This is a genomic window from Archangium violaceum Cb vi76 (assembly GCF_000733295.1).
GTDB lineage: Bacteria > Myxococcota > Myxococcia > Myxococcales > Myxococcaceae > Archangium > Archangium violaceum.
In genome coordinates this window covers 19,405-41,743 of record NZ_JPMI01000178.1, presented here as the reverse complement: position 1 = coordinate 41,743, position 22,339 = coordinate 19,405, and the positions used below count along the sequence as shown (strand labels likewise).

At 68.5% G+C, this 22,339-nt stretch carries 22 protein-coding genes; 7 read left to right on the top strand and 15 right to left on the bottom strand.

The genetic code is table 11. The features are described from left to right. Positions 1-108 precede the first annotated feature (108 nt). The 4 genes from Q664_RS62260 (at position 109) to Q664_RS26095 (ending at position 5,228) form a co-directional block, all read left to right on the top strand. The gene (locus Q664_RS62260) at positions 109-3,228 is read left to right on the top strand and encodes a serine/threonine-protein kinase (RefSeq protein WP_043401333.1); all 3,120 of its coding nucleotides are present in this window, start codon (positions 109-111) and stop codon (positions 3,226-3,228) included. A 94-nt stretch (positions 3,229-3,322) separates the two neighbouring features. Continuing rightward, positions 3,323-4,021 (top strand): head GIN domain-containing protein, encoded by a 699-nt coding sequence (locus tag Q664_RS26110; RefSeq protein WP_043401331.1) that lies wholly within the window; start codon positions 3,323-3,325, stop codon positions 4,019-4,021. Positions 4,022-4,136: 115 nt separating this feature from the next. After that, positions 4,137-4,346 carry a hypothetical protein gene (locus Q664_RS62705; protein WP_043401328.1) on the top strand — a complete coding sequence of 70 codons (210 nt, stop codon included), beginning with the start codon at positions 4,137-4,139 and terminating at the stop codon, positions 4,344-4,346. Between the two features lie 282 nt (positions 4,347-4,628). Then, entirely contained in the window at positions 4,629-5,228 is a 600-nt protein-coding gene (locus Q664_RS26095) for a DUF938 domain-containing protein (protein WP_043401322.1), read from the top strand. Positions 5,229-5,231: 3 nt separating this feature from the next. Here the strand turns inward: Q664_RS26095 and msrB are convergent, their stop codons facing one another. Beyond that, positions 5,232-5,738, bottom strand: coding sequence for a peptide-methionine (R)-S-oxide reductase MsrB (msrB, locus tag Q664_RS26090; protein WP_084610385.1), 507 nt, complete (start codon positions 5,736-5,738; stop codon positions 5,232-5,234). A gap of 147 nt (positions 5,739-5,885) precedes the next feature. Between msrB and Q664_RS26085 the strand changes: the two genes are divergently transcribed. Continuing rightward, positions 5,886-6,866 (top strand): aldo/keto reductase, encoded by a 981-nt coding sequence (locus tag Q664_RS26085; protein ID WP_043401320.1) that lies wholly within the window; start codon positions 5,886-5,888, stop codon positions 6,864-6,866. Here Q664_RS26085 and Q664_RS26080 read toward each other — a convergent pair whose 3' ends face one another. The 10 genes from Q664_RS26080 to Q664_RS26035 all read right to left on the bottom strand — a co-directional run bounded on the left by Q664_RS26080 (position 6,867) and on the right by Q664_RS26035 (position 15,136). Beyond that, positions 6,867-7,478 (bottom strand): hypothetical protein, encoded by a 612-nt coding sequence (locus tag Q664_RS26080; protein ID WP_043401318.1) that lies wholly within the window; start codon positions 7,476-7,478, stop codon positions 6,867-6,869. Next, complete coding sequence (locus Q664_RS26075) at positions 7,475-8,014, bottom strand: hypothetical protein (protein ID WP_152622342.1); 540 nt, start codon at positions 8,012-8,014, stop codon at positions 7,475-7,477. Before Q664_RS26075 ends, Q664_RS26080 begins: the two co-directional genes overlap by 4 nt. Positions 8,015-8,022: 8 nt before the next feature. Then, complete coding sequence (locus tag Q664_RS26070; RefSeq protein WP_152622341.1) at positions 8,023-9,072, bottom strand: P-loop NTPase family protein; 1,050 nt, start codon at positions 9,070-9,072, stop codon at positions 8,023-8,025. A 158-nt stretch (positions 9,073-9,230) separates the two neighbouring features. After that, positions 9,231-10,265 carry a phytoene/squalene synthase family protein gene (locus Q664_RS26065; RefSeq protein ID WP_043401312.1) on the bottom strand — a complete coding sequence of 345 codons (1,035 nt, stop codon included), beginning with the start codon at positions 10,263-10,265 and terminating at the stop codon, positions 9,231-9,233. Between the two features lie 145 nt (positions 10,266-10,410). Next, a complete protein-coding gene (locus Q664_RS26060) occupies positions 10,411-10,779 on the bottom strand; it encodes a hypothetical protein (protein WP_043401310.1) in 369 nt (122 codons plus the stop codon). Then, positions 10,745-11,548 (bottom strand): hypothetical protein, encoded by an 804-nt coding sequence (locus Q664_RS26055; protein WP_052518684.1) that lies wholly within the window; start codon positions 11,546-11,548, stop codon positions 10,745-10,747. The genes Q664_RS26060 and Q664_RS26055 overlap by 35 nt, the downstream gene beginning before the upstream one ends. A gap of 134 nt (positions 11,549-11,682) precedes the next feature. Further along, positions 11,683-12,078 carry a hypothetical protein gene (locus Q664_RS26050; RefSeq protein ID WP_043401308.1) on the bottom strand — a complete coding sequence of 132 codons (396 nt, stop codon included), beginning with the start codon at positions 12,076-12,078 and terminating at the stop codon, positions 11,683-11,685. Then, the gene (locus Q664_RS26045; protein ID WP_043401305.1) at positions 12,078-12,488 is read right to left on the bottom strand and encodes a hypothetical protein; all 411 of its coding nucleotides are present in this window, start codon (positions 12,486-12,488) and stop codon (positions 12,078-12,080) included. The genes Q664_RS26050 and Q664_RS26045 overlap by 1 nt, the downstream gene beginning before the upstream one ends. Further along, positions 12,485-12,841, bottom strand: a complete 357-nt coding sequence (locus tag Q664_RS59320; RefSeq protein WP_160174501.1) for a hypothetical protein — start codon at positions 12,839-12,841, stop codon at positions 12,485-12,487. Before Q664_RS59320 ends, Q664_RS26045 begins: the two co-directional genes overlap by 4 nt. A 111-nt stretch (positions 12,842-12,952) precedes the next feature. Continuing rightward, entirely contained in the window at positions 12,953-15,136 is a 2,184-nt protein-coding gene (locus Q664_RS26035) for a hypothetical protein (RefSeq protein WP_043401301.1), read from the bottom strand. A 199-nt stretch (positions 15,137-15,335) separates the two neighbouring features. On the opposite strand from Q664_RS26035, the gene Q664_RS26030 reads away from it, so the two are divergent. Next, entirely contained in the window at positions 15,336-15,623 is a 288-nt protein-coding gene (locus Q664_RS26030; protein ID WP_043401385.1) for a hypothetical protein, read from the top strand. 304 nt (positions 15,624-15,927) lie between these two features. After that, positions 15,928-17,718, top strand: a complete 1,791-nt coding sequence (locus Q664_RS26025) for a protein kinase domain-containing protein (RefSeq protein WP_043401297.1) — start codon at positions 15,928-15,930, stop codon at positions 17,716-17,718. Between the two features lie 27 nt (positions 17,719-17,745). Here Q664_RS26025 and Q664_RS26020 read toward each other — a convergent pair whose 3' ends face one another. The 4 genes from Q664_RS26020 to Q664_RS26000 all read right to left on the bottom strand — a co-directional run bounded on the left by Q664_RS26020 (position 17,746) and on the right by Q664_RS26000 (position 22,277). Further along, positions 17,746-18,063, bottom strand: coding sequence for a hypothetical protein (locus Q664_RS26020; RefSeq protein WP_043401294.1), 318 nt, complete (start codon positions 18,061-18,063; stop codon positions 17,746-17,748). A 98-nt stretch (positions 18,064-18,161) separates the two neighbouring features. Continuing rightward, the gene (locus Q664_RS26015; RefSeq protein WP_152622340.1) at positions 18,162-18,947 is read right to left on the bottom strand and encodes a hypothetical protein; all 786 of its coding nucleotides are present in this window, start codon (positions 18,945-18,947) and stop codon (positions 18,162-18,164) included. A 385-nt stretch (positions 18,948-19,332) separates the two neighbouring features. After that, on the bottom strand, positions 19,333-20,268 hold the full coding sequence (locus Q664_RS26005; protein ID WP_043401284.1) for a DUF2381 family protein: 936 nt from the start codon (positions 20,266-20,268) through the stop codon (positions 19,333-19,335). Between the two features lie 47 nt (positions 20,269-20,315). Beyond that, positions 20,316-22,277, bottom strand: a complete 1,962-nt coding sequence (locus tag Q664_RS26000; protein WP_043401281.1) for a serine/threonine protein kinase — start codon at positions 22,275-22,277, stop codon at positions 20,316-20,318. Between the last annotated feature and the right edge of the window lie 62 nt (positions 22,278-22,339).

Genomic DNA, 22,339 nt, shown 5'->3' with positions numbered 1-22,339 from the left:
CGCATGTCCTCCCTCAACGAGATCGAGTGATTTCAAAGGATTACGATGAAAATCACGGCGGTGGCTTTCACCTTGGGGCGCTGAGTCCTATAAGCTTGGTTTTCTCGAATGGCTGGGTCGAAGCTCCCCTTCGCGCCGGGTGATGTGCGCGGCCGGCAGATGGGCAACTACGAGGTGCTCTGCCGTCTGAGCACCGGTGGCATGGCGGAAATCTTCCTCGCCACCAAGCGGGGCCTGGCCGGCTTCCACAAACCCGTGGTGCTCAAGAAGATCCTCCCGGACATCCAGGGCCAGGAGGAGTTCGTCCAGATGTTCCTGGACGAGGCCAAGGTCACCGCCGCCTTCAACCACCCCCACATCGCCCAGGTGTTCGACCTGGACGTGGATGATGACGAGCTGTTCCTCGCCATGGAGTTCGTCCCGGGCGCCACGCTGCTGGAGATGGCCCGCGCCTGCCGCGCCGCCAACGAGCCCATGCCTCCGGGCTTCGGGCTCGCGGCCGTGAGGGACACCGCGCTCGCGCTGCACTACGCGCACACCTTCACGGATGCGCTCGGCCAGCCCTCGCCCGTCATCCACCGCGACGTGGCCGAGAAGAACATCATGGTGACGTACGAGGGCGTCACCAAGCTGCTGGACTTCGGCATCGCCAAGAGCCTGTCCGCCGTCAGCCGCACCGCCGTCGGCATGGTGAAGGGCACCAGCGGCTACATGTCGCCGGAGCAGATCCTCGGCGAGCCGCTGGATGCGCGCAGTGACTTGTTCAGCCTGGGCGTGGTGCTGCACGAGTGCCTCACCGGCATGCGGCTCTTCCCGGGCAAGGCGCCCATGGCGGTGATCAACGCGGTGCTCAAGGGCCCCATCCCCGAGCCCTCGCGCATCAACAAGGCCATTCCCCCCGAGCTGGACGCCATCGTGCTCAAGGCGCTCGCGCGCAAGCGGGCGGACCGGTACGCCACCACGCTCGAGTTCGCCCGCGCCCTGGAGCGCGCGGTGGGCCCCCTCATCTGGTTGCCCGAGCAGAGCAGTGAGTTGCTCAAGCGCCTCTTCGCCGAGCGCCTGGAGCAGACGCGGCAGCTGCTGGCCAGCAGCGGCCGGGCCGGCGTGGACAGCACGGGCGTGGTGAAGCTCGCCCAGCTCTTCCCCGACAAGGACGGCCCCACCCCTCCGCCTCCCGCCGCGCCGCCCCCGCGCACCCCCACCCCCAGCGCGCCGCGCCTCCCCACCATCTCCGCGCCCCAGCTCTCGCCACCCGCCCCCGCACGGCCGGATCAGACGGAGCTCGTCCCCTACCCCGTGGTCGCGAAGCCTCCCGCCTCGTCCCCGGGGGACAAGCGCACGGCCTCCTCCTCCCAGTTCCCCGCCACGCCGCCTCCTCCTCCCGAGGAGACCGGGGTCCTCCATCCGCCGGCTCCCTCCTCCACCTCCCGCGCCCGCCCGGCTCGCGCCCAGGTGGATCCCTCGACGCTGCCCTCCCTCCCCGTCCTCACCGAGCCTCCCAGGCCCCCGCAGTCCACGCCGGCCCGCGCCCAGGTGGATCCTTCGACGCTGCCCTCCCTGCCCGTCCTCACCGAGCCTCCCCGCCCGGTGCGCTCCCCCACGCCCGTGGAGCAGGGCCGGACCGCGTCACCGGAGCAGACCCGGGCCGAGCCGCGGCGCGGCCTGGGCCGCTCGGACGCCGCGCCCTCCCTCCCGGAGACGCGCGAGCCCGGGCTGAAGACCGCCATCATCCGGCCGCAGCGCGCCACGCCCACCGGCGAGCAGCCCGCCGCCTCGGACCCGGACGCCACCCAGCCCCGGTACGACTCCACCCGCACGGGCCGCCGTCCCTCGCTGGCGCACCTGGACGCCGTCACCCTGCCCACCGGCTCGCCCACGTTCCCTCCCGGGCCCTCCACTCCCCCGCTCCCCTCCGAGAGCCCCACCGTGCCCGCCCGGCGCGCGCCGCTGGCCCGGACGCCGGCACCCGAGGACGATGAGCCGGAGCCGCGCACCATGCCCGTCCTGCCGGCGCTGGCCCCGCCCTCCCGGCTGCCCGCGGTGCCACCCGAGGACGACGAGGGGCCCGAGTTCCTCACCACTCCGTATCTCCGGCCGCCGTCCACCGCCTCCCGGCCCATGGAGCCCGAGGATGACGACAACGAGCCGGAGCCGCGCACCGTGCCCTTCCTGTCGCCACCGGCCCCGGCCTCCCGGCCCCTCCCCGGGCCCCGGGACGAGGTGACGGACGAGGAAGACCTCACGCCCGCGCATCCCCAGCCCATCTCCCGCCGACACACCCCGGTGAAGCGCGGAGGCGACCCCTCGGAAGAGGCCACCGTGGCCAACGAGGCCTCGGAGGCACCTTCACGCCGGAGGGTGCCGTGGGCCGCGCTCCTCGTCCTGCTCCTCATGGGAGGGTTCGCCGCCCTCGTCGCGCTGAGGCTGGATGGAGGGCTCGTGTCCTCGCGGCTCTTCCCGCCCCCACCCGCGGCCAGCGAGCCTCCCGCCACGAAGTCCCCACCCGAGGCCCAGGCAGCACCCGCCAACCCGGTTGATTCGACCCCGGCTCCCGAGGCTCCCGGGTCAGCCGCCGCGAGCGCCACGCCGGAGACAGCCGCCCCCGAGCCCACCGCCACGCCGGAAGCCGGTGCCACGCCGGAAGCCGGTGCCGCACCGGAAGGCAGCGCCCCACCGGAAACCACGGCCCCCACCGACGCCCTGGCGGCGGCACCCACGGAGGCGGACACCGGCACCGCTCCGGGCTCGCCCGAGGCGAAGGCCGAGGCCCCCGCCGCGAGTGGGGAACCGGCGGAGGCGTCCCCGAAGGACGAGGCACCCCAGGCCGAGGCCCCGGAGGCGACGCAGGCGGCGAAGCGCGGCAAGGTGACACCCTCGCGCCGGACGGCCCCACGCACCGCGTCCAACGTGGAGACATCGCCCGAGCAGGTGACGACCGCCGACGAGGCGGACCGGGCCTGGCAGGCCCTGGAGCGCGAGCGCACGGGCGCGGCCGAGCCCTCGGGTGACAAGGGCTTCCTGACGCTCGCCACGGAGCCCTACGCCAAGGTGTACCTGGGCAACCGCGCGCTGGGCGAGACGCCGCTCTTCCGGGTGCCCTTCGCGCCAGGCAAGCACACCCTGCGGCTGGTGGCGCCGCACTTCAAACCCCTGAAGCTCCAGGTGGAAATCCAGGCGGGCGAGGTCACCTCCATCCGCGCGCCCCTCGAGAAGCTCGGCCGGGAGTGAGCGGCCGGGCGGCCCGCGTGCAATCGCTCGCGGCCGGGTGCGTACCGTGAAGGACACGAGGCCCCGCGCCTCTCCCTTCTCCGAGGTACCCACCATGCAGCTGCGCTCCCTGCTCCTCCCCGTTGCCCTCCTGGCCTCCACGTCCGCCTTCGCGCAGGACGCCGCCAGGGCGGGGCAGATCGAGGTCCCCGACTTCCGCGGCGTGGCGGTGAGCCACGGCATCCACGCCGAGGTGAAGCCGGGCCCCAAGTCGGTGCGCCTGGAGGGCAACAAGGACGACCTGGCCCGCGTGAAGCTCGAGGTGAAGGACGGCGTGCTGACGACGCAGGTGGAGAAGGGCTCGTCCTTCTTCAACAAGGGTCTCAAGAACGTACGCCTGTACGTCACCAGCCCGCGCGTGGAGAGCGTGGCGGCCAGCGGCGGTGCCGAAGTGGACGCCGAGGCCACCCGCGTGGACTCCTTCGTGGTGGCCGCCAGCGGTGGCTCCGAGGTGGAGCTCACCCAGGTGGACTCGAAGAACGTCCAGGCGGCGGCCAGCGGCGGCTCGGAGCTGTCGCTCGAGGGAAGCACGGGGGAGCTGAAAATTGCCGGTAGCGGCGGATCCGTCATCGAGGCCGGCAAGCTGCGGCTCGAGTCGCTCCACGTGACGGCCAGCGGCGGCACGCGCGTCGAGGCCTCCCCCGAGCGCAGCATCCAGGGCAACCTGTCCGGTGGCTCGACGGTGAAGGCCGGGAAGAAGCCCGCGAGCGTACAGGTGAACAGCTCCGGCGGTTCTCAGGTGCAGTACGAGTAGCTCTTGAAGTAGGACTCGCGGGCGATCACGAGGTACCGGGGTGGAGACACGGGGCTGGGGGGCTCCATGTCTCCACCCTTCTCGTTTCCAGGGGCTCCCTCCGTCGAGCCGGAAGATGCCCGAGGCCGCCATCGCCGCCTCCAACTGCATGCGCCGGTGCGCCAGCATGCCGTCGAGCTGCAGCGACAGGCCCGCGAACAGGTTGCCCAGCGTGTCCTGCATCGCGAGACCGAGCACCACCGAGACGATGGCCGAGGTGGCCAGCAGGCTCGTCAAGTCGATGGCCAGCTCGGCGCGCAGGATGGGGACCACGGCGATCACGTAGAGGGAGATCTCCACCACGTCCCGGAGGATCTTCGGCGGCGGGGTGCGGATGCTCAGGCGCGTCACCGTCAGGATGGCCAGCGACATGCCCGCGCGGATACTGCCGAAGGCGAAGGTGAGCATCCACGCCACGTGCAACAGCGGGAGGACTCGGGGATGCAGCGAGTCGCCGAACTGCCCGTCCACCACGCGCAGCACCAGGAACGTCATCAGTGAGGGTATGGTCCCATGACGACCCTCACCCCCCGCCCTCTCCCAGGGGGAGAGGGAGCATGCGCAACCCATGAAACAGCACGCCCCCTCCGCCGAACGCAACCGCGAGCCCCTCCTCTCCGTCCTCCGCGACTTGTTGCCCTCGCGCGGCACCGTGCTCGAGATCGCCAGTGGCACCGGGCAGCATGCCGTCTTCTTCGCTCGCGCCTTTCCGGAGCTCGTGTGGCAGCCCACGGATGCGGATTCCATCGCCCGCTCGAGCATCGAAGCCTGGCGCCGGGAGGAGGGTCTGCCCAATGTGCGCGAGCCGCTCGCGCTGGATGCCCGTGCTTCCACCTGGCCCGTGGAGTCCGCCGACGCCATCGTGTGCATCAACATGGTCCACATCTCCCCCTGGGAAGCATGTCAGGGATTGATGCGAGGCGCCGCCCGGGTGCTGCCATCCGGAGGCCCGCTCATCCTCTACGGGGCGTACTTCATCGAGGGCCGGCCCACCGCGCCGAGCAACCTCGCCTTCGATGCCTCGCTGCGCGAGCGGAACCCGGCCTGGGGCGTGCGCGAGCTGGGCGCCGTCACCGCGGAGGCACGGGCCCATGGGCTGGAGCTCGACCAGGTCATCGACATGCCTGGCAACAACTTCACCGTCGTGTTCCGCAAGCGCGAAGGGTGAGGCTCACTTCGGCCGGAAGTCGAGCGCCACCGAGTTCATGCAGTAGCGCAGGCCCGTGGGCTCCGGGCCATCGTCGAACACGTGCCCGAGGTGCGAGCCGCAACGGCCGCACACCACCTCGGTGCGCACCATGAGCCAGCTCCTGTCCTCGTGGGAGTCCACGGCGCCGGGCAGGGCCTGCCAGAAGCTCGGCCAGCCCGTGCCCGAGTCGAACTTCGTCTCCGAGCTGAACAGCGGCTGGCCACACGCCGCGCAGTGGTAGGTGCCCGCGGCCTTCAGGTCCCAGTATTTCCCCGTGAAGGCCCGCTCGGTGCCCTGCTTGCGCAATACCTTGTACTGCTCGGGCGTGAGCTGCTGCTTCCACTCCGCATCGGTCTTCTGGACGGCGTACACCTTCGTGCCCTCCTCGTGTGAATGCCCGGGCTCCGGTTCCCCGGCCGCCAGCCCCCCGAGCACCAGCAGCGGCAGCAACACCCGCACCCCGCGTCGGCTTCGTCTCTCCTGGCTCATATCTTGTGGATAAGTCGCTCGGCCCCTTCCGGTTACAGGAAGGCACCGGCTCCGTCCCCAAGTTCTCCACAATCCGGCCGTCCACTCTCCCACGGTGCCGGTGCACGAGCCTCCCCGTGGCCGCCCGCTTCAGGTAGGCAGAAGGCCATGCCACGAACCCTCGGGGCCTCCGGGCCCACCGTGTCTCCCCTGGGCCTCGGACTCGCCGCGCTCGGCCGCCCCGGGTACATCACCCTCGGCCATGCGAAGGACTTCGGCGGAGCTCGCTCCGTCGAGGCCATGGAGCGCCAGGCCCATGAGGTGCTGGACGCGGCGTACCACGCGGGCCTCCGCTACTTCGATGCCGCCCGCTCCTATGGCCGTGCCGAGGCCTTCCTCGCCTCGTGGTTGAAGGCTCGCGGCCTGCGCCCGGAGGACGTCGTGGCCGGCTCCAAGTGGGGCTACACCTATACCGCCGATTGGCGCGTGGATGCCGATCGCCACGAGGTGAAGGACCACTCGCTGCCCACCCTGCGCCGGCAGTGGAGTGAAAGCCAGACACTGCTCGGACCCTGGCTGCGGCTGTATCAAATCCACTCGGCCACCTTCGAGAGCGGCGTGCTGGAGGACACGGGAGTCCGGGAGGAGCTCGGGCGGCTGAGGGACTCGGGGGTGCGCGTGGGGCTGTCGCTCAGTGGGCCCCGGCAGGCCGAGGTGTTGCGGCGTGCCCTCGAGGTCCAGGCCGGCGGTGCACCCCTGTTCTCCTGCGTGCAGGCCACGTGGAACCTGCTGGAGCCGTCCGCGGGCCCGGTGCTCGCCGAGGCCCATGCGGCGGGTTGGGGCGTCATCATCAAGGAGGCCGTGGCCAACGGACGGCTCACGGCGCGCGACGAGGATCCAGCGCTGCGTCCCCTGCGCGAAGTGGCTGGAGAGCTGGGCGCCACGGTGGACGCGGTGGCCATCGCCGCGGTGCTCGCGCAGCCGTGGGTGTCCGTGGTGCTGAGCGGGGCCACCACCGTGGAGCAACTCCAGAGCAACCTGCGTGCGCTGGAGGTGAAGCTCGGAGACGAAGCCCAGGACAAGCTGCGCCGCCTCATCGAGCCACCGGAGACCTACTGGGCGAAACGCTCCGCCCTGCCGTGGAACTAATCAAGTACCCTGGCGATTGGCATGCGCAATGACCTCATGCCAGGGGACCGGCTCCCAATCTGGCAGGACCACGGACAGCGCCCATTCGAGCGCCGCAGCGGGTTTGAGCGCGGGAAGTGGAACCCGGACCTCGGGCATCGCCTTGAAAGAAGGGCCCACGTGACAATGGAACAAAGCGTGGCCGCAAGCTCCCGAACCCATATGGCGGTCATCCAAGTGGGCGGCCACGATGAAGGGCTTCCGCGTAACGCTCCTGCTAAAGGGCTTCCGCGTAACGCTCCTGCCCTCAAGCATGACAGTGAGCTGGCCAAGCCGTTCGTTGGCTGAGTCGGTGAGCGCGAGGACGGTCAGGCTCGCTTCCGCCAGGTTCGGGGCGAGCTTCTTCAATGGCTCGGACCAATCTTTTCTATCCTTGCCACGGGGCGCCGCAATGCGCCACTCGCGAAGGCCGGTGTGCGGGTTCTTCGAGTACGTAAAGCGGTTGAAGAGCGATGATTCAGCGTGCCCGCTTTCAATGAGCCTCCGCAGCACCCGGCGGATATCACTCAGTGATGAGCCGCCCGTCGCCCTCAGGGCACGATGTGCGTCATGAAGCTCGAACCAGTCGTTCATCGTCTCTCCAGCAGCGACGCGCGATAGCTAAGAACGACGTTGCTCGCATCCATCGGAATCTCTTTCGCACGCCAGCGCGCGAGCCACTCCTCTGGAGAGGCGCCGGCTCCCGCCTCGAAAGCGCGGCGCTCCGCCTCGACATCGACTTCGGCAAGCAGTTCGGGATCCGGATCACTGCCACGAACCCAGCTCGCGAGACTCGGAGCCTCGCGGAGCGCCCGGGCCCCATCCCCATCCCGCAGCAGGAACAACACGACAGGGTACGCACGCTTCGGTTCGAGGAATTGATCGCGAGCACCGTCGAGCTCCTCGACTGCGGCGCGCTCGTTGGCGGGGAGCAACAGCACGAGGGAGTCCATGTGGGTACGGGCATCCTTCACGGAATCCGTACGCACAGAGGTCTCGACGGCTGCAATCGACTCCACCTCGCTGACGAGCCAGTCGCGCACCCCGAGATCTGGGTAGTACACCACGACAATCCCGTCTCCACCGTCGCGCTGAATCGCGTTCGCGATGCTCGCTACTGGATCTGGCATTGGTGGCCTCAGAGCAGGGACTTGACGATGGGGTGAGGCCGCATGACGGGTTGGCCCTTCTCGTGCCGTTCGAGCAATACGCCGTGAGCGAGCAGCCGGAGTTTCTGCTCGAGCGCCATGTTGCGTCCGTCCTTGCCATCGACGCTCCGAAGTGCGTCGTCGTCGCCTGGAGTCAGAAGCCGACGGAAACTCTCACGTTGATCAGCGACTGCTTGCGCGACATGTACGGGCTCTGGCCAGTCCTTGCCATCCAGAATACGCGCGTAGGAGACAGCATCCGCGAGGAGCTGAAGGAACGAGCGGGGAATTCCTCCGCTGAGCCGCGCGCACGTATCGAGCACGCCTCCCGGCGCGCCGAAGGTGTCCGGCGCCTGTGCGATCGTTGCCTCGTCGAGTCGCAATCGGCGCGCTGCCACATTCCGGAAAAACTCGACTCCGGCAGTTCCTGCCTGGCCTTCGACTTCAACGGGAGGTACGACAACCAACTTTTCGCCCGGAACGATCACCGTCTCGGCGCCCGGCCCATACGCGGCATGCCAGGGTACTACCACGACGATCTCGACTTCAGAGTGCAGCCCCTCCAATGCGTCAAAAACAAGCCGGGCAGGCTCGGGCGGCGTCTTCTCAAGACCATCAATGAGCAGCGTGACTCGGCCCTGGGTGCTCTTGCGCGCAATCTCGCGTATGACGAGAATCGCCAGATCCCCAACGTCCCGTTCGCTCCGCACCGGAAACATGCCTGTGACTTTTGGTGCAACTCCGCCCGCCAGAACTCCATACATATCGAGTTCGTCGAGAAGTGCCGGAGTGATCGGCAAATGAAGAGCCCTCACCGCAACGTAGGCAAGTCGTCCCGCGACTCGCAGCAGTGCCTGCTCAGCCGTCAGTGTCCGCATGTTTTCAAAGCGGTCGAGAGGGACGAGGCAGGCGATGCGGCTGTCTTTGAGTGCCTGGGCCGCGAACGCCAGTTCCGTGCTCTTTCCGACGCCAACGGGGCCTACCACGAGGAGTGGCGAGCGGCCGGTGAGAATCCAGTCGGGAATTCGAGGCGCGTCCATTGGCCGCGGGACGTACGCCACATCGCCGGGATCAAGTGGTCGGTTTGGTGCGAGTCGAGACCAGTCAGGGAGCAAAGGGGACTCCTGCCTTCATCAATAGCCCAACAACAGGATCGTTCAATGATACCTCGGCCACATACCGGAGACCGTGCATTCCTTCACCGGGGCAGCGGGGCCGTCAGCGTGGAGAACATCAGCTTCAGCGCCGCGTCCTGGCCCACCAACAGCTTCGTCGAGGCCACCACCCACTTCACCGTGCGCCGCGACACCTTCACGGCCCGCCGCTCCAGCACCGCCGCGTTGCCATACAGCTTGCGCAGCGTCATCACCGCGAGGAACAGCGGCCACAGGCAGAACAGCCGGATGCCCCGCTCCTGTCCCGGCAATGCCATCACATACTCGAAGGCCTTGCGCAGCTCCCGGTGCGCCACCGCCACCATCTGCCCGTGAGCCTTCATCGCCTCGCCCCGGTTGCCGGGCTCCAGCAGTGCCTCGGGCGTCAGGCCGTGCTGGGCCAACAGTGTCCTCGGCAGCCAGCAGCTACCCCGCTCCAGGTCCTCGCGCACGTCCTTGAGGATGTTGGTGAGCTGCAGCGCGTTGCCGAAGGCCACCGCCCGTGGCTCCAGCGCCGCCGCGCGCTCGGCGATGGCCGGCGAGTACCACTGGAAGAGCCGCGTCAGCATCTCCCCCACCGTCCCCGCCACGTAGTAGCAGTACTCCAGCGTCTCCTCGAGGCTCGCCAGCCCCAGGCCTCCTCCCGAGGCGCGCCCCTTGTCCCCCATCTTCCCCATGCCCTTCGTCATGGTCGCCACGCAGGCCGCCACGTGCTCGCGCACCGGGGCCGCGTGCAGCGCCAGCGCCTCCAGCACCCGCGCCGTCCCATCCACCAGCCGCACCTCCGCCTCCGGCGCCTGCGCCCGCAGCACCCGCGCCCCCTCCTCCGAGAAGCGCCGCGCCTCCGCCTCCCACCCCGCCGGCAGCGTGCTCAGCCGCGCCAGCTCCGCCAGCAACACCTCGCTCGCCGGGCCGTGGGCCTCGTCCTCCAGCGTGTCGGCGATCCGGCACAGCAGGTAGGCCACCATCACCGCCGTGTCCAACGGGCGCGGCAGCACGGGAATGTTCAACGCGAAGGTGCGCGACACCGCCGGCAGCACCTCCCGACAGAAGGAGATCGCGACGGGTTCGGTCTGCATCGGTTTCCGGGTCGACGCGGGAGGCTGTGACGGCTCGTCCCTGGACATGAGGACGTACGGACGGTCTTCCATCGCTCTCCCACTCGGCACGAGGCTCGGGATTACCCCAGACCGGCGCCGCGTGCACGCACTCCGTTCTTCTCCCTCACCGTTCCCCTGGCTGCTTCGCCGCCGGCACCTGCCCCGCTGGCTCCAGGGCGTTCACCACATAACCGTCCCCCTCGAGCGTGAAGCGCGCCCGCACCTCCTGTCCGGGCTGGAGCGCCTGGCTCCGGTCCGGAGCGAAGCGCGTCTCCTCCGTCAGCTCGAGCGGGAAGACGGCCCCGCCATGCCGCAGCCACAGTTGCTCCCCCCGCACGCTGACCACCTCGCCGTAGAGCTCGCCCGCCCGGGCTTCGTCGCCGGTACCGGCCGTCCCCGAGCCGCCCACGCCCGCCTCTTCGTCGGTGACGGGAGTGTCATCCGGGGTGACGGGGGTGTCATCCGTGAGCGGCGTCTGGCGGAACTCGTCCATGTTGTCGGGGAGATCTCCGCCCCACTGCTCCTGCGCGCCCGCCGGGGCCACCAGCCCGAGCACGGCGAGCCATGCCAACGCCTTGCGTGCCATGGGAGCCTCCTGTGTCTGGGTTCTCCTCTATGGAGATGGGGTGCCCGCGCCGCCCACGCCCGGTGTCCGTCCCCGGGGAGGGAGCGGGAGGGAGGGCCTCGTCCGAGAGCAGGAGGGCCAGGAGGGCGCCTTCCTCCGCGAGGCCGAGCGGGACGATGTTCTCGGGAATCCGCAGCGTCACGGGAGCGGGCGGGCCGCGGGTGGCGTCGCACGTGCGCCAGCCCGTGTAGCGGTTGCCGGCCAGGGGCAGCGAGTAGGCACAGCCGCCCATGCTGCCGGAGATGCCCGTGGGTGTCAGCGTCAGCTCGGCCGGGTCCGCGCCGAACCAACCGCGCAGGACGAGCCCGGGCTGGGGGGTGCGGCGGACGGCGTCGAGCTGTACGGACGCTCCGGCCACTTGGCCGCTGATGGAACCGTCCCCGCGCCACTTCAGCTCCACGGGCTGGCCCTTCAACGTGCCGCGCAGGCCTCCCTGGGCACGGTGCAGCTCGAGCCCGCCGCCGGAGATGGATTGGGGGCCCACCTGGAGCTGGAAGCGGCGCTCGCCCACCTGGAGCAGGAGGGGCTCCTGGGCGGAGACGGTGACCTGGGCCGTGGCGGACGGTCCCAGACACAGCACCAGCACCGCCGCCAGGGGAGCGAGGAGGCCGCACCGCGGAAACGGGGGCTGTGTCACGGTGTCACCGCCTTTCGTCGATACCCTCAAGCTAGGGGCGGGAACGCGAGGCAGGAACGGGTGCTCCCCCGGATGCTCCTCGGGCGTCCCTCCATCGAAACGCGTCTGGCGGAATGCGGAGAATGCCTCCGGATTCACGGCAACACCTGCTCCAGGGTCGCAAGCAGCCCCTCGAGTTCGGATTCGCGCTCCGGCTCGAGGCGGATCTGTACTCCAAATCGCAGGGTGACCTGGCCGAAGATGAAGCGAGCCGGGTTGCTTCGCTCGGAGACATCCTGGCGGAACAGCTTCAAGGCCTCGAGGAGTACAGACCGGGGAGTTCCATCTGGAGCGAGCACGTCCAGATAGGAGTGAACGGTATTGCGCCCAGGCGGAACGGAGATGGATTGACGATCCGTGGGTGTTCCAGGCTCCGTCTCCGGGAGCGAGGAGGCATCCTCGGGCCAGGGAAAGTCCCGGCCATGCAGGTACAAGAAGGCGTTGACGCCCGTCTGGCCGTTCCGGGACACCCGATGCGCTGTGGCGTACATCAATTCAACTCGTAGTGACGAAGGGGACGGTGCTGGCCGGGCACATCATCGAGCAACCGCCTGCCCGAGGGAAATCGATCCAGGGCCTCCTGGGCCCTTCTCCGCTCCATGTCAACGAACCCCCGCAGCACGCCGGTCAGTTCCGCGCCGCGTCCATGCCTCGACAGCAACGTGGCCAGCGACTCGGGCGGCTCACCTGGAAACATCCCCCGAACGTATTGAACGTATTCCTGTTGAACCCTCGCCACCTCCTCCTTCAAGGAGGGGCTCAGGGTGAGCAGGCGGAACTCCAGCAACTGCAGGAGCTGCAACTCGACGCTCTCGTCCGAGCCCCACATCTCAGGCACCCGGAGGAGCGATTCGAGCCGCTCGTCAATGAATTCGAGCAGGGTCCGTTGCAACAGGCTCATTGCTTCACCGCCACTTCCTTCTCGTCCCAGTCCCGCCAGGCCAGGCGGTCGGGGTACAGGTAGTGCTGGTCAAGATAGGACTGCTCGGGAGTGCCATGGGCCCCGGTCAGTGCATCGACGACATGCTGTTGCACGTGCACGGCGACATGCTCCCACCAACGTACCCCCCGCTTGGGAACCAGGAAGCGACCTTCAACAGGAACCAGCTTGTGTGCTCGCGCCGCCACCTCGAGCTGACGAGCAATGGGGAGGAGCTCCCTTGCAGCCGACTCACAGCGATTGCTCTCCGCAGGGTACCTGTCGAGCACTTCGGACACAGCTTCGAGCTGAGCGGGTAGCCAGGAGATGGTCATCCCCTGGAACGTTAGACGCCGCGCGGCGGGAATGCACCCTTTTCGTGACCTGAGAGGTGATGTTCCGGAATCCCTCCTCTCCGGTTCATGCGACAAGATTCATGGGCCGTCTCACGGCGCCGCGCGCACTGGATCCTCGTGGTGATCATGTCCCGGCCCGCCGAACGTCCCCGGCCAGGGCGCCTCGGCCGGCTCCAGCCCCGGCAGCGTGAAGCGCTGGAATCGCGCCCGGCTCTCCGAGAAGGGCGGATCGCACTCCCCGCAGCTCGTCGCCCCGTCCATCATCGTCAGCGACCCCGGCCCCAGCTCGAAGAGCTGCGGAATCGTCCGCGGTGTGTAGCCCAGCTCGCACCGGAAGGCCTCGCTCCCATCCCCCGCCCTCACGCCCACCAGCACCGGCTGCCGTCCCTCCGTCGCGAAACCCAGCACCATCGTCCGCTTCACCCCTCCCTCCGGCCACGCCCCCAGCCGCAGCTCCTTCGATACGAAGCTCGCCCCCGCCGGCAACTGGTACGTCCACTCCCGCTCCAACCCCGGCACCGCGTACCCCTCCAACCGCGGAGACTCCAGCGGCACCACGTCCGGGTTCACCGTCGCTCCCGCGGGGCTCGGCACCAGCACCTCGCGCGTCGCCACCGCCCTCCCCAGCTTCAACGGCAGCGTCCCCACCGGCTCTCCATCCGACGTGCGCAACGGCTGCGTCCCGCCCTCCGGCATCAGCAGCCCCCGCACCAGCCCCAGCTCTCCTCCCGGAAAGGGCAGCGTCCTCCTCCAGCGCGGCACCCCATCCGACGAGAACGCCATCACCAGCGTCGGTGCCCCCGCCCTCAACGGCGCCCCCGGGTTCACCGTCGGGCTGAACGTCACGTACAGGTCCCCGGCGGGATCCGACGCCAGCCCGAACGGGTGCGGGTGGTTGCACTCGGACAGCAGCGGATCCTCCAGCAGCTGCGCCGACACCAGCCCTCCCGCCGCGTCCAGCACCACCAGGTAGTACAGCCGGCACTGCGTCCTCGAGTCCTGCCCCGCCGGGTACGCCTCGAAGAGCGCCGCCAGCCGGTCCGGCGCCATCACCGCCAGCCGCGCCATGAAGAGCGTCGAGGACTGCCGCGCGATGTCCGGCCTCGCCCTCCCCAGATCGAAGCTCCACCGCGGCGCCGCCGTCGCCCGCTCCATCAGCGACACCGTCCCCTGCTGCGGCAGGTCCATGCACAGCAGCCGCTCGTTCCACAACATGCACCGCCGCCCCGTCACCTGCGCCTGCACTGGCGCGTCCCCCGCCGCGTCCAGCACCGGCTTCTCGAAGAAGCCCGCCAGCGTCACGTCCCCCTCGGGGCCCACCAGCAGATCGTGCAGCTTCCGCTCCTGGGCCGCCGCGTCGTACGTCCAGTCCGGCACCAGCGGCCTCGCCGGCGGCCGCTCGCACACCGAGCCCCGGCACCGCCCCTCTCCCTGGCACGGCGACGCCGGCGCGCACACGAAGTTGTCCGGAGGATCCCTCTTCACGCACGCCCCCTCCACGCACACGTCCGCCAGGTCGCACCCCCGGGCCTCGCCACAGAAGGTGCCGTTGCGAGCGGGCCTCGACTGGCAGCCCCGCGCCGGATCGCACCACCCCTCCTGGCACGCCCCATCCCCCGGGCACGGCGGCGCGGGCACCGACTGGCACCCATCCAGCGGGCCGCACACGTCCGTGGTGCACGCGTTGCCGTCGTCACACACGCGCTCGCGCCCCTTGCAGCGGCCCTGCTGGCACACCGCGTCCAGCACGCACGCGTTGCCCGGATCGCACCCCGTGCCGTCCTCCAGCACCTCCTCCACGCACTCCTCGCGCCCGGTGTCGAACCGGAAGCGGTGGCAGGCCGAGGGCATGGGACAGGGGGGCGCCAGCCGGGCCTCCCCCGACAGCGCCAGCGTCACCGTGCGGCCCGCCTCGTCCGTGCCCACCAGCGTGGCCGAGAACGCCCCCTCGGCGCTGGGGGCGAAGCGCACCTTCACCGTGGCTTCCTCCGAGGGCCTCACCTCCGGGGGCAGCCCCTCCGCCGAGAAGGGCCCCTGCACCCCGTTCCACACCACCCCCACCCCGGAGCGGCCCGCGCTCACCACCCGGACCGAGGCCTCCCGCGAGGCACCCACGTACGTGGCCGGAAAGGCCAGCGCCTCCTGCGAGAAGCGCACCTGGCTGGAGGAGCCCACCAGGGGCGGTTGCTCCTCACGGCAGGCCCCCAGCAGCCCGCACAACAGCATCGCCGCCAGCACCCGTCCCCAGCCGTCCACTGTCGTTCCGCGCGCCATGCGTGAGCCCCCGCTCTCACGCCTATAGCCCTCGCCCCCCCGAGCGACGAGGGGGCCCGCCCCACCTCCACCTCCCTCCCGTTCACCAGCCCACCCTCGCGCGCACTGGCGTTTCTACGGTCCACCCCCGGGCGAGCCCCGCCAAACCCCCGGAATCACGGGCTCCACCCCCGGTATGCTTCTGGCAGGTTCCCAGGTCATGGCTTCCATCGAATCCGCCATTTCCGAGCAATTGGCGCAGGCCTTCACGGTCTGCATCCCGTACGAGCTCCAGCCCGGAATGGACCAGCTGCCTTCCGACACCCGGCACACCCTGCTGGGAGAGCTCTTCCGGCTCGCCGTCCAGGCCTGGCAGGAGCGATGCCTGCTGCCCCGCCACGGCCCCGTCACCCTGGAGTTCCTCCTGGCCGGCTGCGACGTGGGGATCGAGCTGGACGCACCCCGCGCCCGCCTCACCCTCGTCTCGCTCATCCGCGGCCGGCACTGAGGGCTCGGGCAGGGACGTCCGGCGGGGGCCGTTCTCCACAGTTCCACTTGTCCCCAGGGCCCTCTGTTTCTGTACTGAGTGAATAGGTATTTATATTGATCAGGGGTAACAGCAGGGGCTGTGGGCTTGTGGAGAAGTCAGTAAGCTCGCGGAACCACTGAGGAATCCCGAACCTGCTACATGTGGGGAAGTTGGCGCTTATCCCCGGGCTTCCACAGGGTGTGGATCATCCCCTGGGTTATCCACAGCGCCGGCCCCCGCCATCCACAGGCCGTCCACAGGGTGTGTGGGCTATGGTGCGGCCATGCATTCCGCCATTCCCGATCCGCACCAGGGCGAGCGAATCGGAAGATATCAGGTGCTCACCCAACTGTCGGTGGGTGGCATGGCCGAGCTCTTCCTGGGCTACACGTCGGGGCCGGGCGGGTTCCGCAAGTATGTAGCACTCAAACGGGTGCTGCCGGACGCACGCGGGGATGATCAGTTCGAGAAGATGTTCCTGGATGAAGCGCGCATCACCGCGGCGCTCAACCACCCGAACATCGGCCAGGTATTCGAGCTGGGGCAGGACGGCGAGGGCTTCTTCCTGGCGATGGAGTTCATCGCGGGGCAGAACCTGAACCAGGTGGCGCACGTGTGCCGGCGCCGGGGCAAGGTGCTGCCGGCGGGCTTCAGCCTGGCGGTGGTGCGGGACGTGTGCCTGGCGCTGCACTACGCGCATGCCTTCACCACGCCCGGGGGCAAGCCCTCGCCCGTCATCCACCGGGACGTGGCCCAGAAGAACGTGATGGTGACGTACGACGGGGGGGTGAAGCTGCTGGACTTCGGCATCGCCAAGGCGCGCGACGGGGTGGTGCGCACCCAGGTGGGCATGGTGAAGGGCACCACCGGGTACATGTCCCCCGAGCAGGTGCGGGGCGAGCCGCTGGATGGGCGCAGTGACTTGTTCGCCGCCGGCGTGATGCTGCACGAGCTGCTCACGGGTGAGCGCCTCTTCTCGGGGGAGAACGAGCGCCAGGAGATGGAGATGATCCTGGACGCGCCCATTCCGGTGCCGGGGGAGAAGGTGCCCACGCTGCCGCCGGAGGTGTCCACGGTGGTGCTCAAGGCCCTGGCGCGCGAACGGGAGGAGCGCTACGCGAGCGGCCGGGAGATGGCGAGGGCCATCGAAGCCGCGGCGGGCGGGCTGCTGATGGACGCGGAGCAGCGCGCGGCCTTCATGCTCGAGCACTTCGGGGACCGGATGCAGGCGACGCGCCGGCTGTTGGAGAGCGTCGAGTCGGCGAAGGAGCCGGTGGACTCGGAGACGGCGCGGATGTTGGGGGGCCGGGAGGATCCGGGGATGGCCTCCACGGCGCCGGACTCTCCACGGCCGGGTACGCGTGCGGAGAAGCCGGAGGAGACGCGGCGGGCGGATCCGAAGGAGACGATGCTCGCGCGGGGCCAGAGGGCGAGGAGGGCGGAGACGGGGGAGGCGCCGGCGACGGGGGTACACACCACGGGGAGGCGGGTGACGCGGGAGGCGCCCCTGGCGGAGAGGGACACGCGGACGACGGAGCAGCCCGCGCGGAAGGGAACGGGGATGTTCTGGGCGGCGCTGATCGCGCTGCTGGTGGTGGGAGGGAGCGCGGGCTACGGGGCGGTGAGGCTGTTCTCGGCGATGAAGGCCCAGGAGGCGGACGGGACGCCCATTCCCATGCCGCTGGCGGACATGTCACCGATGACGCCCATCGAGCCTCCCGGGGGGCAGAAGAAGGCGGAGCCGGAGCCCACCGCACCGGCGGCCGAGCAGGCGCGGGCTTCGGAGCAGAAGCAGGAGCCCGCGGAGGAGCCGGCGAAGAAGGACGGTGACGACGAGCCGGTGCGCGGCGTGAAGCAGGGCACGCTGACGCTGGTGGTCCTGCCGGAGGCCGAGGTGTTCCTGAACGGGCGCTCGTTGGGGAAGACGCCGCTCATCAAGAAGCCGGTGCCGGTGGGCAGACACCTGCTGCGGATCAAGGGCGCGGATGGAAAGCGGCGGCAACTGTCGGTTCCCATCCGGGCGGGCAAGACGACGCAGTTCAAGCTCAAGCTGGCGGACATCCCCGAGCGCTGAGCCGGGGTGTTGTCACGAGCGGGTGCCCTACCCGATGAAGATTTCAGCGACCTGCTGGCTGTCCACGCCCTGAAGACGCTCGAGGACGAAATCCAGACGTTCCACCATCGCCGGCCTGCTCCGATCCTCCGAGAGCACGTCGCGCAGACGCTGGAACTCGCCCATGACCGTGGGCAGATCCTCGACATTCACGCTGGTTCCCGTCTGGAACAAGGGTAGCCAACCGAGCCCGAGTTGCTTCGCCAGTGGCACCCACTCACTGCTGTAGGCCCCCTCGGGTGCCAGCGGAATGTAGAGCTCGTCCCGTTTCGGGTCCTTGAACTCGATCAAGATGGCCACGGACATGCTCTGCCTCCTGCCTCAGGGGGTCCCGGGATTGATAATCCGGGCTGGCCCACGTGCCGCGCGCAACGGCTTCGTTTCCTCCAGCATGTTGGCCCTCCTCACTCATTCCGGAACCACTCCGCGGGGATGCCCAGCGCCTCGAGGATCCGCTCGGGAGAGCGCTCGCCCTTGATTTCGCTGACAACTGGCATGAATGAGTCCTCCCGAGGCGGCTGCGCGAACTGCCCGATGCACTCGCCTCCTTCAAGTCTGTTGACAATAAAGACGTCCAAGCCTGGGGAGGCGATCACTCCATAGACGATCGCATTGGGGAGGCGCTCCGACAGGTTGACATCAGCGAATCCTATGTCGCCCGTTTCGCTGGAGACCCGCACGCCTCGTGGTGTGTCCTCCAGGTGGTAGCGCCCCGGAGAGAGGGGTCCTCCGTATTCTTCCTCCAGCGCGCGATGTGCCTCGGAGGCCCGAACGCCTTCAACCCATGCGACATGCCGCAACAGCGTTTTCGCGACGTGGCTCAGTGGTTCCTCGCGGCGTGGCAGCGGACAACCCAGGGACGTCGCCAGGGCCTCTGGATCCTCCTCCAGGACATCCGGAGTGCCCTTCCTCCATGACATGACGGTCCACGGGTCGTTGGCGCGATCAATCGAGAACACAGGCTCGTCACATTCGAGTGAAAGTTCCTTGGCGATTTGAATCTCGGCGCCTACGTCAATGGGGTTTGTTCCCACGAGGGCGTGGTAGCGGCCACTCCCAAGGCTCATCTCGAAGGGCGGCCCTTCTTTGTCCTCCTCGCCTTTCTCCAGATACAACGCATCGTAGGCGCGGCTCTCCAGCCGTGTTGGCTCACCTGACGCCAGGACTGCCCACAGGGGCCGTCGGCTCATGGTGCCCCTCTGGTCAAATCCTCAGGCAACTTGATGGCGGCGCGCAACTGCCTTGTCTCTTCCAGGGTGTGCGGAGCCGAGCGATGGCCATGGGGCGCAAGTCCCCGCGAGAGCTCGAAACTGAAGATGACGTGGAGGTGGAGATCGCGGTCCACGCTCCGAACCGTGCGAGTGCGCGGCGGGTCATTGCCGAGATTACCCGAGCCGTGACGGGAGATGACCCCGAGGAGGCAAACGCCGGAGGCAGGATCATCTTCTCCGAGGGACCGGGGCTTCCGAATCGGGCGCAGTCGAAATCGGAAGAGTCCGAGGGCTGAAGTAGAGCCGGGCCGGGGCTTGAAGTGATGCAACTCCCCCGCGTCGAGACAAGCGGGCGGGGCCCTCTTCAAAGCCCCGGTCCCACAGTCAAAGCCGGGAAGGTCACGTTCCCGATGACGAAGGTTCGTTGGCCGTCAGCTTCCCAAAGCTTCAGGGTGAAGGGGCCCTCTGTCCTTGCGTCCGGTGCCATCACCTCGATCCAGACGCGGCGCCACTCCCCTGGGGGGATCGGCTCGGCTGGCCAGAAGGATGCCTCCAGTTGCTCCCCCTTGGGTCCGACCAATACCGCGCCTTGCAGTGTCCACGACTTCGCCGCATCCGGGTTCTCCAGCCACAACCCGATGGCGACCCGACCAGGAGCGCGGAAGGCCGTTACCGTCGTCTTCGCGAGGGAGTTGCTCTCGCGTGTCGTAATGCGCTTGGTGATGTCCTGAGAAGGGATGCCCTTCTCGTCCACCATGCCCGAGGCGAACAGCCCGAGCAGTCCAGCAGGCCGGTCATGTTCCGCACGAATCCGTGCGTTCTCGGCGCGCAATTCCGAGTTCTCCTCGCGCGTCTTCCTCAACTCGGCCTGGACCGAGTCCACCGAGCGTGCATGGCGGAAGATCGTCACCTGCCGCTCGGCAATCGCCGGATGAACGACCAATCGGAATGTCGCACACTCGGGAGAAGCAACATCAGTGAAGCACACCGTCGCTTGGCTGGGCTTCTCTCCGCGTATCTTCTCCGAAGGGACGAGCGTAAGAGTGCGCTTCCCAGGGTCAGCTACTTCGAAGCGCTCGCGACTCTCCAGCGTCAGCTCGTCCGCTCGTAAGTCCGAGTCGAAAACGAAGGTGGTTGTCTGTCCCGGGCTGATCTGCACTTCGGCAACTTCATCCGTACCATCCGCCGCCAGCTCGATGCAGCGGCCTTCGCTCTCTCCGGGAGGAGGGCACGTCTGCGAGGCGACGGGAGTAGCCGCGAGAAGCAGCACCAGGAACGTAGTAGGCGACGAAGCAAACACGGGAAGAAGACTCCGAAGAACGATGGTGCTGACCGCTCGACTGGCCCTTATTCGAAGCTGCTGACGGCATTCACCACCACCGTGGAGAAGATCCGTGCGCTCTCCGGGCCTCCATCCGGCTCCCGAATGGCTCCTCGCCCTCCCTCCACGTCCCTCATTTCCAGGCAGACCTTGAACGTGTCTCCGCCCGGCACTTTGGCTTCGGTGATTCTCCCGAATACGCGCCCGTCGCCGAAGATCAGCCGCCCGGACAAGAGCGTTTTGTTCGGCAACTTCCCCCATTCCCCAACAAGCCTGAGGGTGGTGTCCCCCTCCTTCACGGTGACGTTCGTTGCGTCCCTAATGGTGAGGTGAAAGGTGGCGGGATGTTGGCCTTCGACGCCGAGCGTCTTCATCGTTTCGACCGCACCTGCCGGACACGGAGCAGGTTCCGGAGTCGGCCGCACGTGTTGGGGGGTCGGACATCCCGCCAGCGCATTGCAAACCAAGCCCGTACCGATGACCTTGGCAGCGCGTCCGAGAACCTTCGTCTTCTTCTGTTGGGGCTTCTCGCTGCTGTCGTCCATGCGAAGCATCGTGATCATCACAGGCGCAGAAATGGAGCCCATCGCGGGCTCGGCGCCTTCTCCGCTTGGAGGATCCAGCGGCTTCGCGGATTGTGCCACTTCACGACCGGACTCGGCTTGTCGAGTGGGAGTGGCCTCGGACGACGCATCGAGTGGCATCGCCCCAGGGGGAGAGCGCAACGAAGTAGCGAACAGGAGCGCGCTGAGCACCACAGCCGCGCCTCCCGCTGCTGCGGCGAAACGAGAGCGACGACGCGACACCGGAGGGGTCGGAGCTGCTGCCGCTCGTGGCGCTTCGAAAGGGGCCGGGGCTTGGGATGCAGGAGGCGCAACCGGCTCCGGGACAGGGCCAGCAGCAACAACGGGCGCCTTCTCTTCCGGGATGGCGGCGAGCACTTCGGCCACGGGAGCAGGAGCCTTCTTCGGTGGCTTCCGGCCTCTCCGGTGCTCTTTCTTCAGCCAACGTCGGAGCCAGCGCTTCGAGTCGGCCACATCCACCAGCGCGGGATCTTCCTCGGTCGTCCTGGTGTGAGGCGTGTCCGGCTCGAACAGCGGGAGGTCCCAGCTTGCATCGGCCTCGGCGTTGGCCATGGCCGCATCGAGCGCCGCGCAGAACTCGACTACGCTCCCGTAGCGCGCCGCCGGGTCCTTCTCCAACATCCGCATGCAGATGTCGGAGAGCGTTCGCGGCACGCGGGGATTGAGAACGTGCGGCGCCACGGGTGTCTGATGGAGGATGCGCTCTGCGAGCCCGCCCTCTTCTTCGTCCTCCCGGTCTCCGAACGGAAGGATGTCCGTCAGCAGCCAATAGAACGACACCCCGAGGGCCCAAAGCTCGTCCGCTGGGCTGTAGTCGTAGCTCCCGGAATCGTTCTCTCTGCTGAAGCGCCACGCCTCCGGCGCGCGGAACTCGATGGTTCCCGGCGGAAGGCGCGAGCTGGTCGGGGCTGGGAGCCCCGTGAGCGTGCTCACCCCGAAGTCGATCAGCAGCGGCCTCGCGTTCCCATCCCGGATGATGACGTTGTCCGGCTTGAGGTCCCTGTGCATGACGCCTTGCCGGAGGACTTCCCCGAGCGTCAGGCCGATATCCAAGATGATGCGCGCGGACCTAAGAGCCGAGGGATTCTCCTCCGACACATACGTCTCCAGTGTCCGGCCCCCGGCGAACTCCATGACGATGAAGGGGTGGCCGGTGTCGGGGTCCGGCCAGTAGCCGCATCCAAAGAAGCGGACGACATCGGGATGATTCAGGTGGTTCAGGATGCCGATCTCGCGCCTGGCCCGGTCATTCAACAAGCGGCCCTGGAGGATCTTGACGGCGTAGAAGCATCCGGCCTGCTCGGCCTTGTAGACGTGGCCGTAGCTGCCTCTGCCGAGCTTCTCGACGATGAGGTAGCCCCCGACCAGCTCTTTGGTTTCCGGCAGCCTGTAGACCAATCCCACGACGCACCTCCGAGAACACGGAGCCTAGCAATTCCGAGGATGACGAGCTGCACGCCGCAAGC

Coding starts and splice junctions, on each gene's coding strand:
- Q664_RS62260 (WP_043401333.1), top strand. CDS start 109: ATGGCTGGGTCGAAGCTCCCCTTCGCGCCGGGTGATGTGCGCGGCCGG.
- Q664_RS26110 (WP_043401331.1), top strand. CDS start 3,323: ATGCAGCTGCGCTCCCTGCTCCTCCCCGTTGCCCTCCTGGCCTCCACG.
- Q664_RS62705 (WP_043401328.1), top strand. CDS start 4,137: ATGCCCGAGGCCGCCATCGCCGCCTCCAACTGCATGCGCCGGTGCGCC.
- Q664_RS26095 (WP_043401322.1), top strand. CDS start 4,629: ATGAAACAGCACGCCCCCTCCGCCGAACGCAACCGCGAGCCCCTCCTC.
- msrB (WP_084610385.1), bottom strand. CDS start 5,738: ATGAGCCAGGAGAGACGAAGCCGACGCGGGGTGCGGGTGTTGCTGCCG.
- Q664_RS26085 (WP_043401320.1), top strand. CDS start 5,886: ATGCCACGAACCCTCGGGGCCTCCGGGCCCACCGTGTCTCCCCTGGGC.
- Q664_RS26080 (WP_043401318.1), bottom strand. CDS start 7,478: ATGAACGACTGGTTCGAGCTTCATGACGCACATCGTGCCCTGAGGGCG.
- Q664_RS26075 (WP_152622342.1), bottom strand. CDS start 8,014: ATGCCAGATCCAGTAGCGAGCATCGCGAACGCGATTCAGCGCGACGGT.
- Q664_RS26070 (WP_152622341.1), bottom strand. CDS start 9,072: ATGGACGCGCCTCGAATTCCCGACTGGATTCTCACCGGCCGCTCGCCA.
- Q664_RS26065 (WP_043401312.1), bottom strand. CDS start 10,265: ATGCAGACCGAACCCGTCGCGATCTCCTTCTGTCGGGAGGTGCTGCCG.
- Q664_RS26060 (WP_043401310.1), bottom strand. CDS start 10,779: ATGGACGAGTTCCGCCAGACGCCGCTCACGGATGACACCCCCGTCACC.
- Q664_RS26050 (WP_043401308.1), bottom strand. CDS start 12,078: ATGTACGCCACAGCGCATCGGGTGTCCCGGAACGGCCAGACGGGCGTC.
- Q664_RS26045 (WP_043401305.1), bottom strand. CDS start 12,488: ATGAGCCTGTTGCAACGGACCCTGCTCGAATTCATTGACGAGCGGCTC.
- Q664_RS59320 (WP_160174501.1), bottom strand. CDS start 12,841: ATGACCATCTCCTGGCTACCCGCTCAGCTCGAAGCTGTGTCCGAAGTG.
- Q664_RS26035 (WP_043401301.1), bottom strand. CDS start 15,136: ATGGCGCGCGGAACGACAGTGGACGGCTGGGGACGGGTGCTGGCGGCG.
- Q664_RS26030 (WP_043401385.1), top strand. CDS start 15,336: ATGGCTTCCATCGAATCCGCCATTTCCGAGCAATTGGCGCAGGCCTTC.
- Q664_RS26025 (WP_043401297.1), top strand. CDS start 15,928: ATGCATTCCGCCATTCCCGATCCGCACCAGGGCGAGCGAATCGGAAGA.
- Q664_RS26020 (WP_043401294.1), bottom strand. CDS start 18,063: ATGTCCGTGGCCATCTTGATCGAGTTCAAGGACCCGAAACGGGACGAG.
- Q664_RS26015 (WP_152622340.1), bottom strand. CDS start 18,947: ATGAGCCGACGGCCCCTGTGGGCAGTCCTGGCGTCAGGTGAGCCAACA.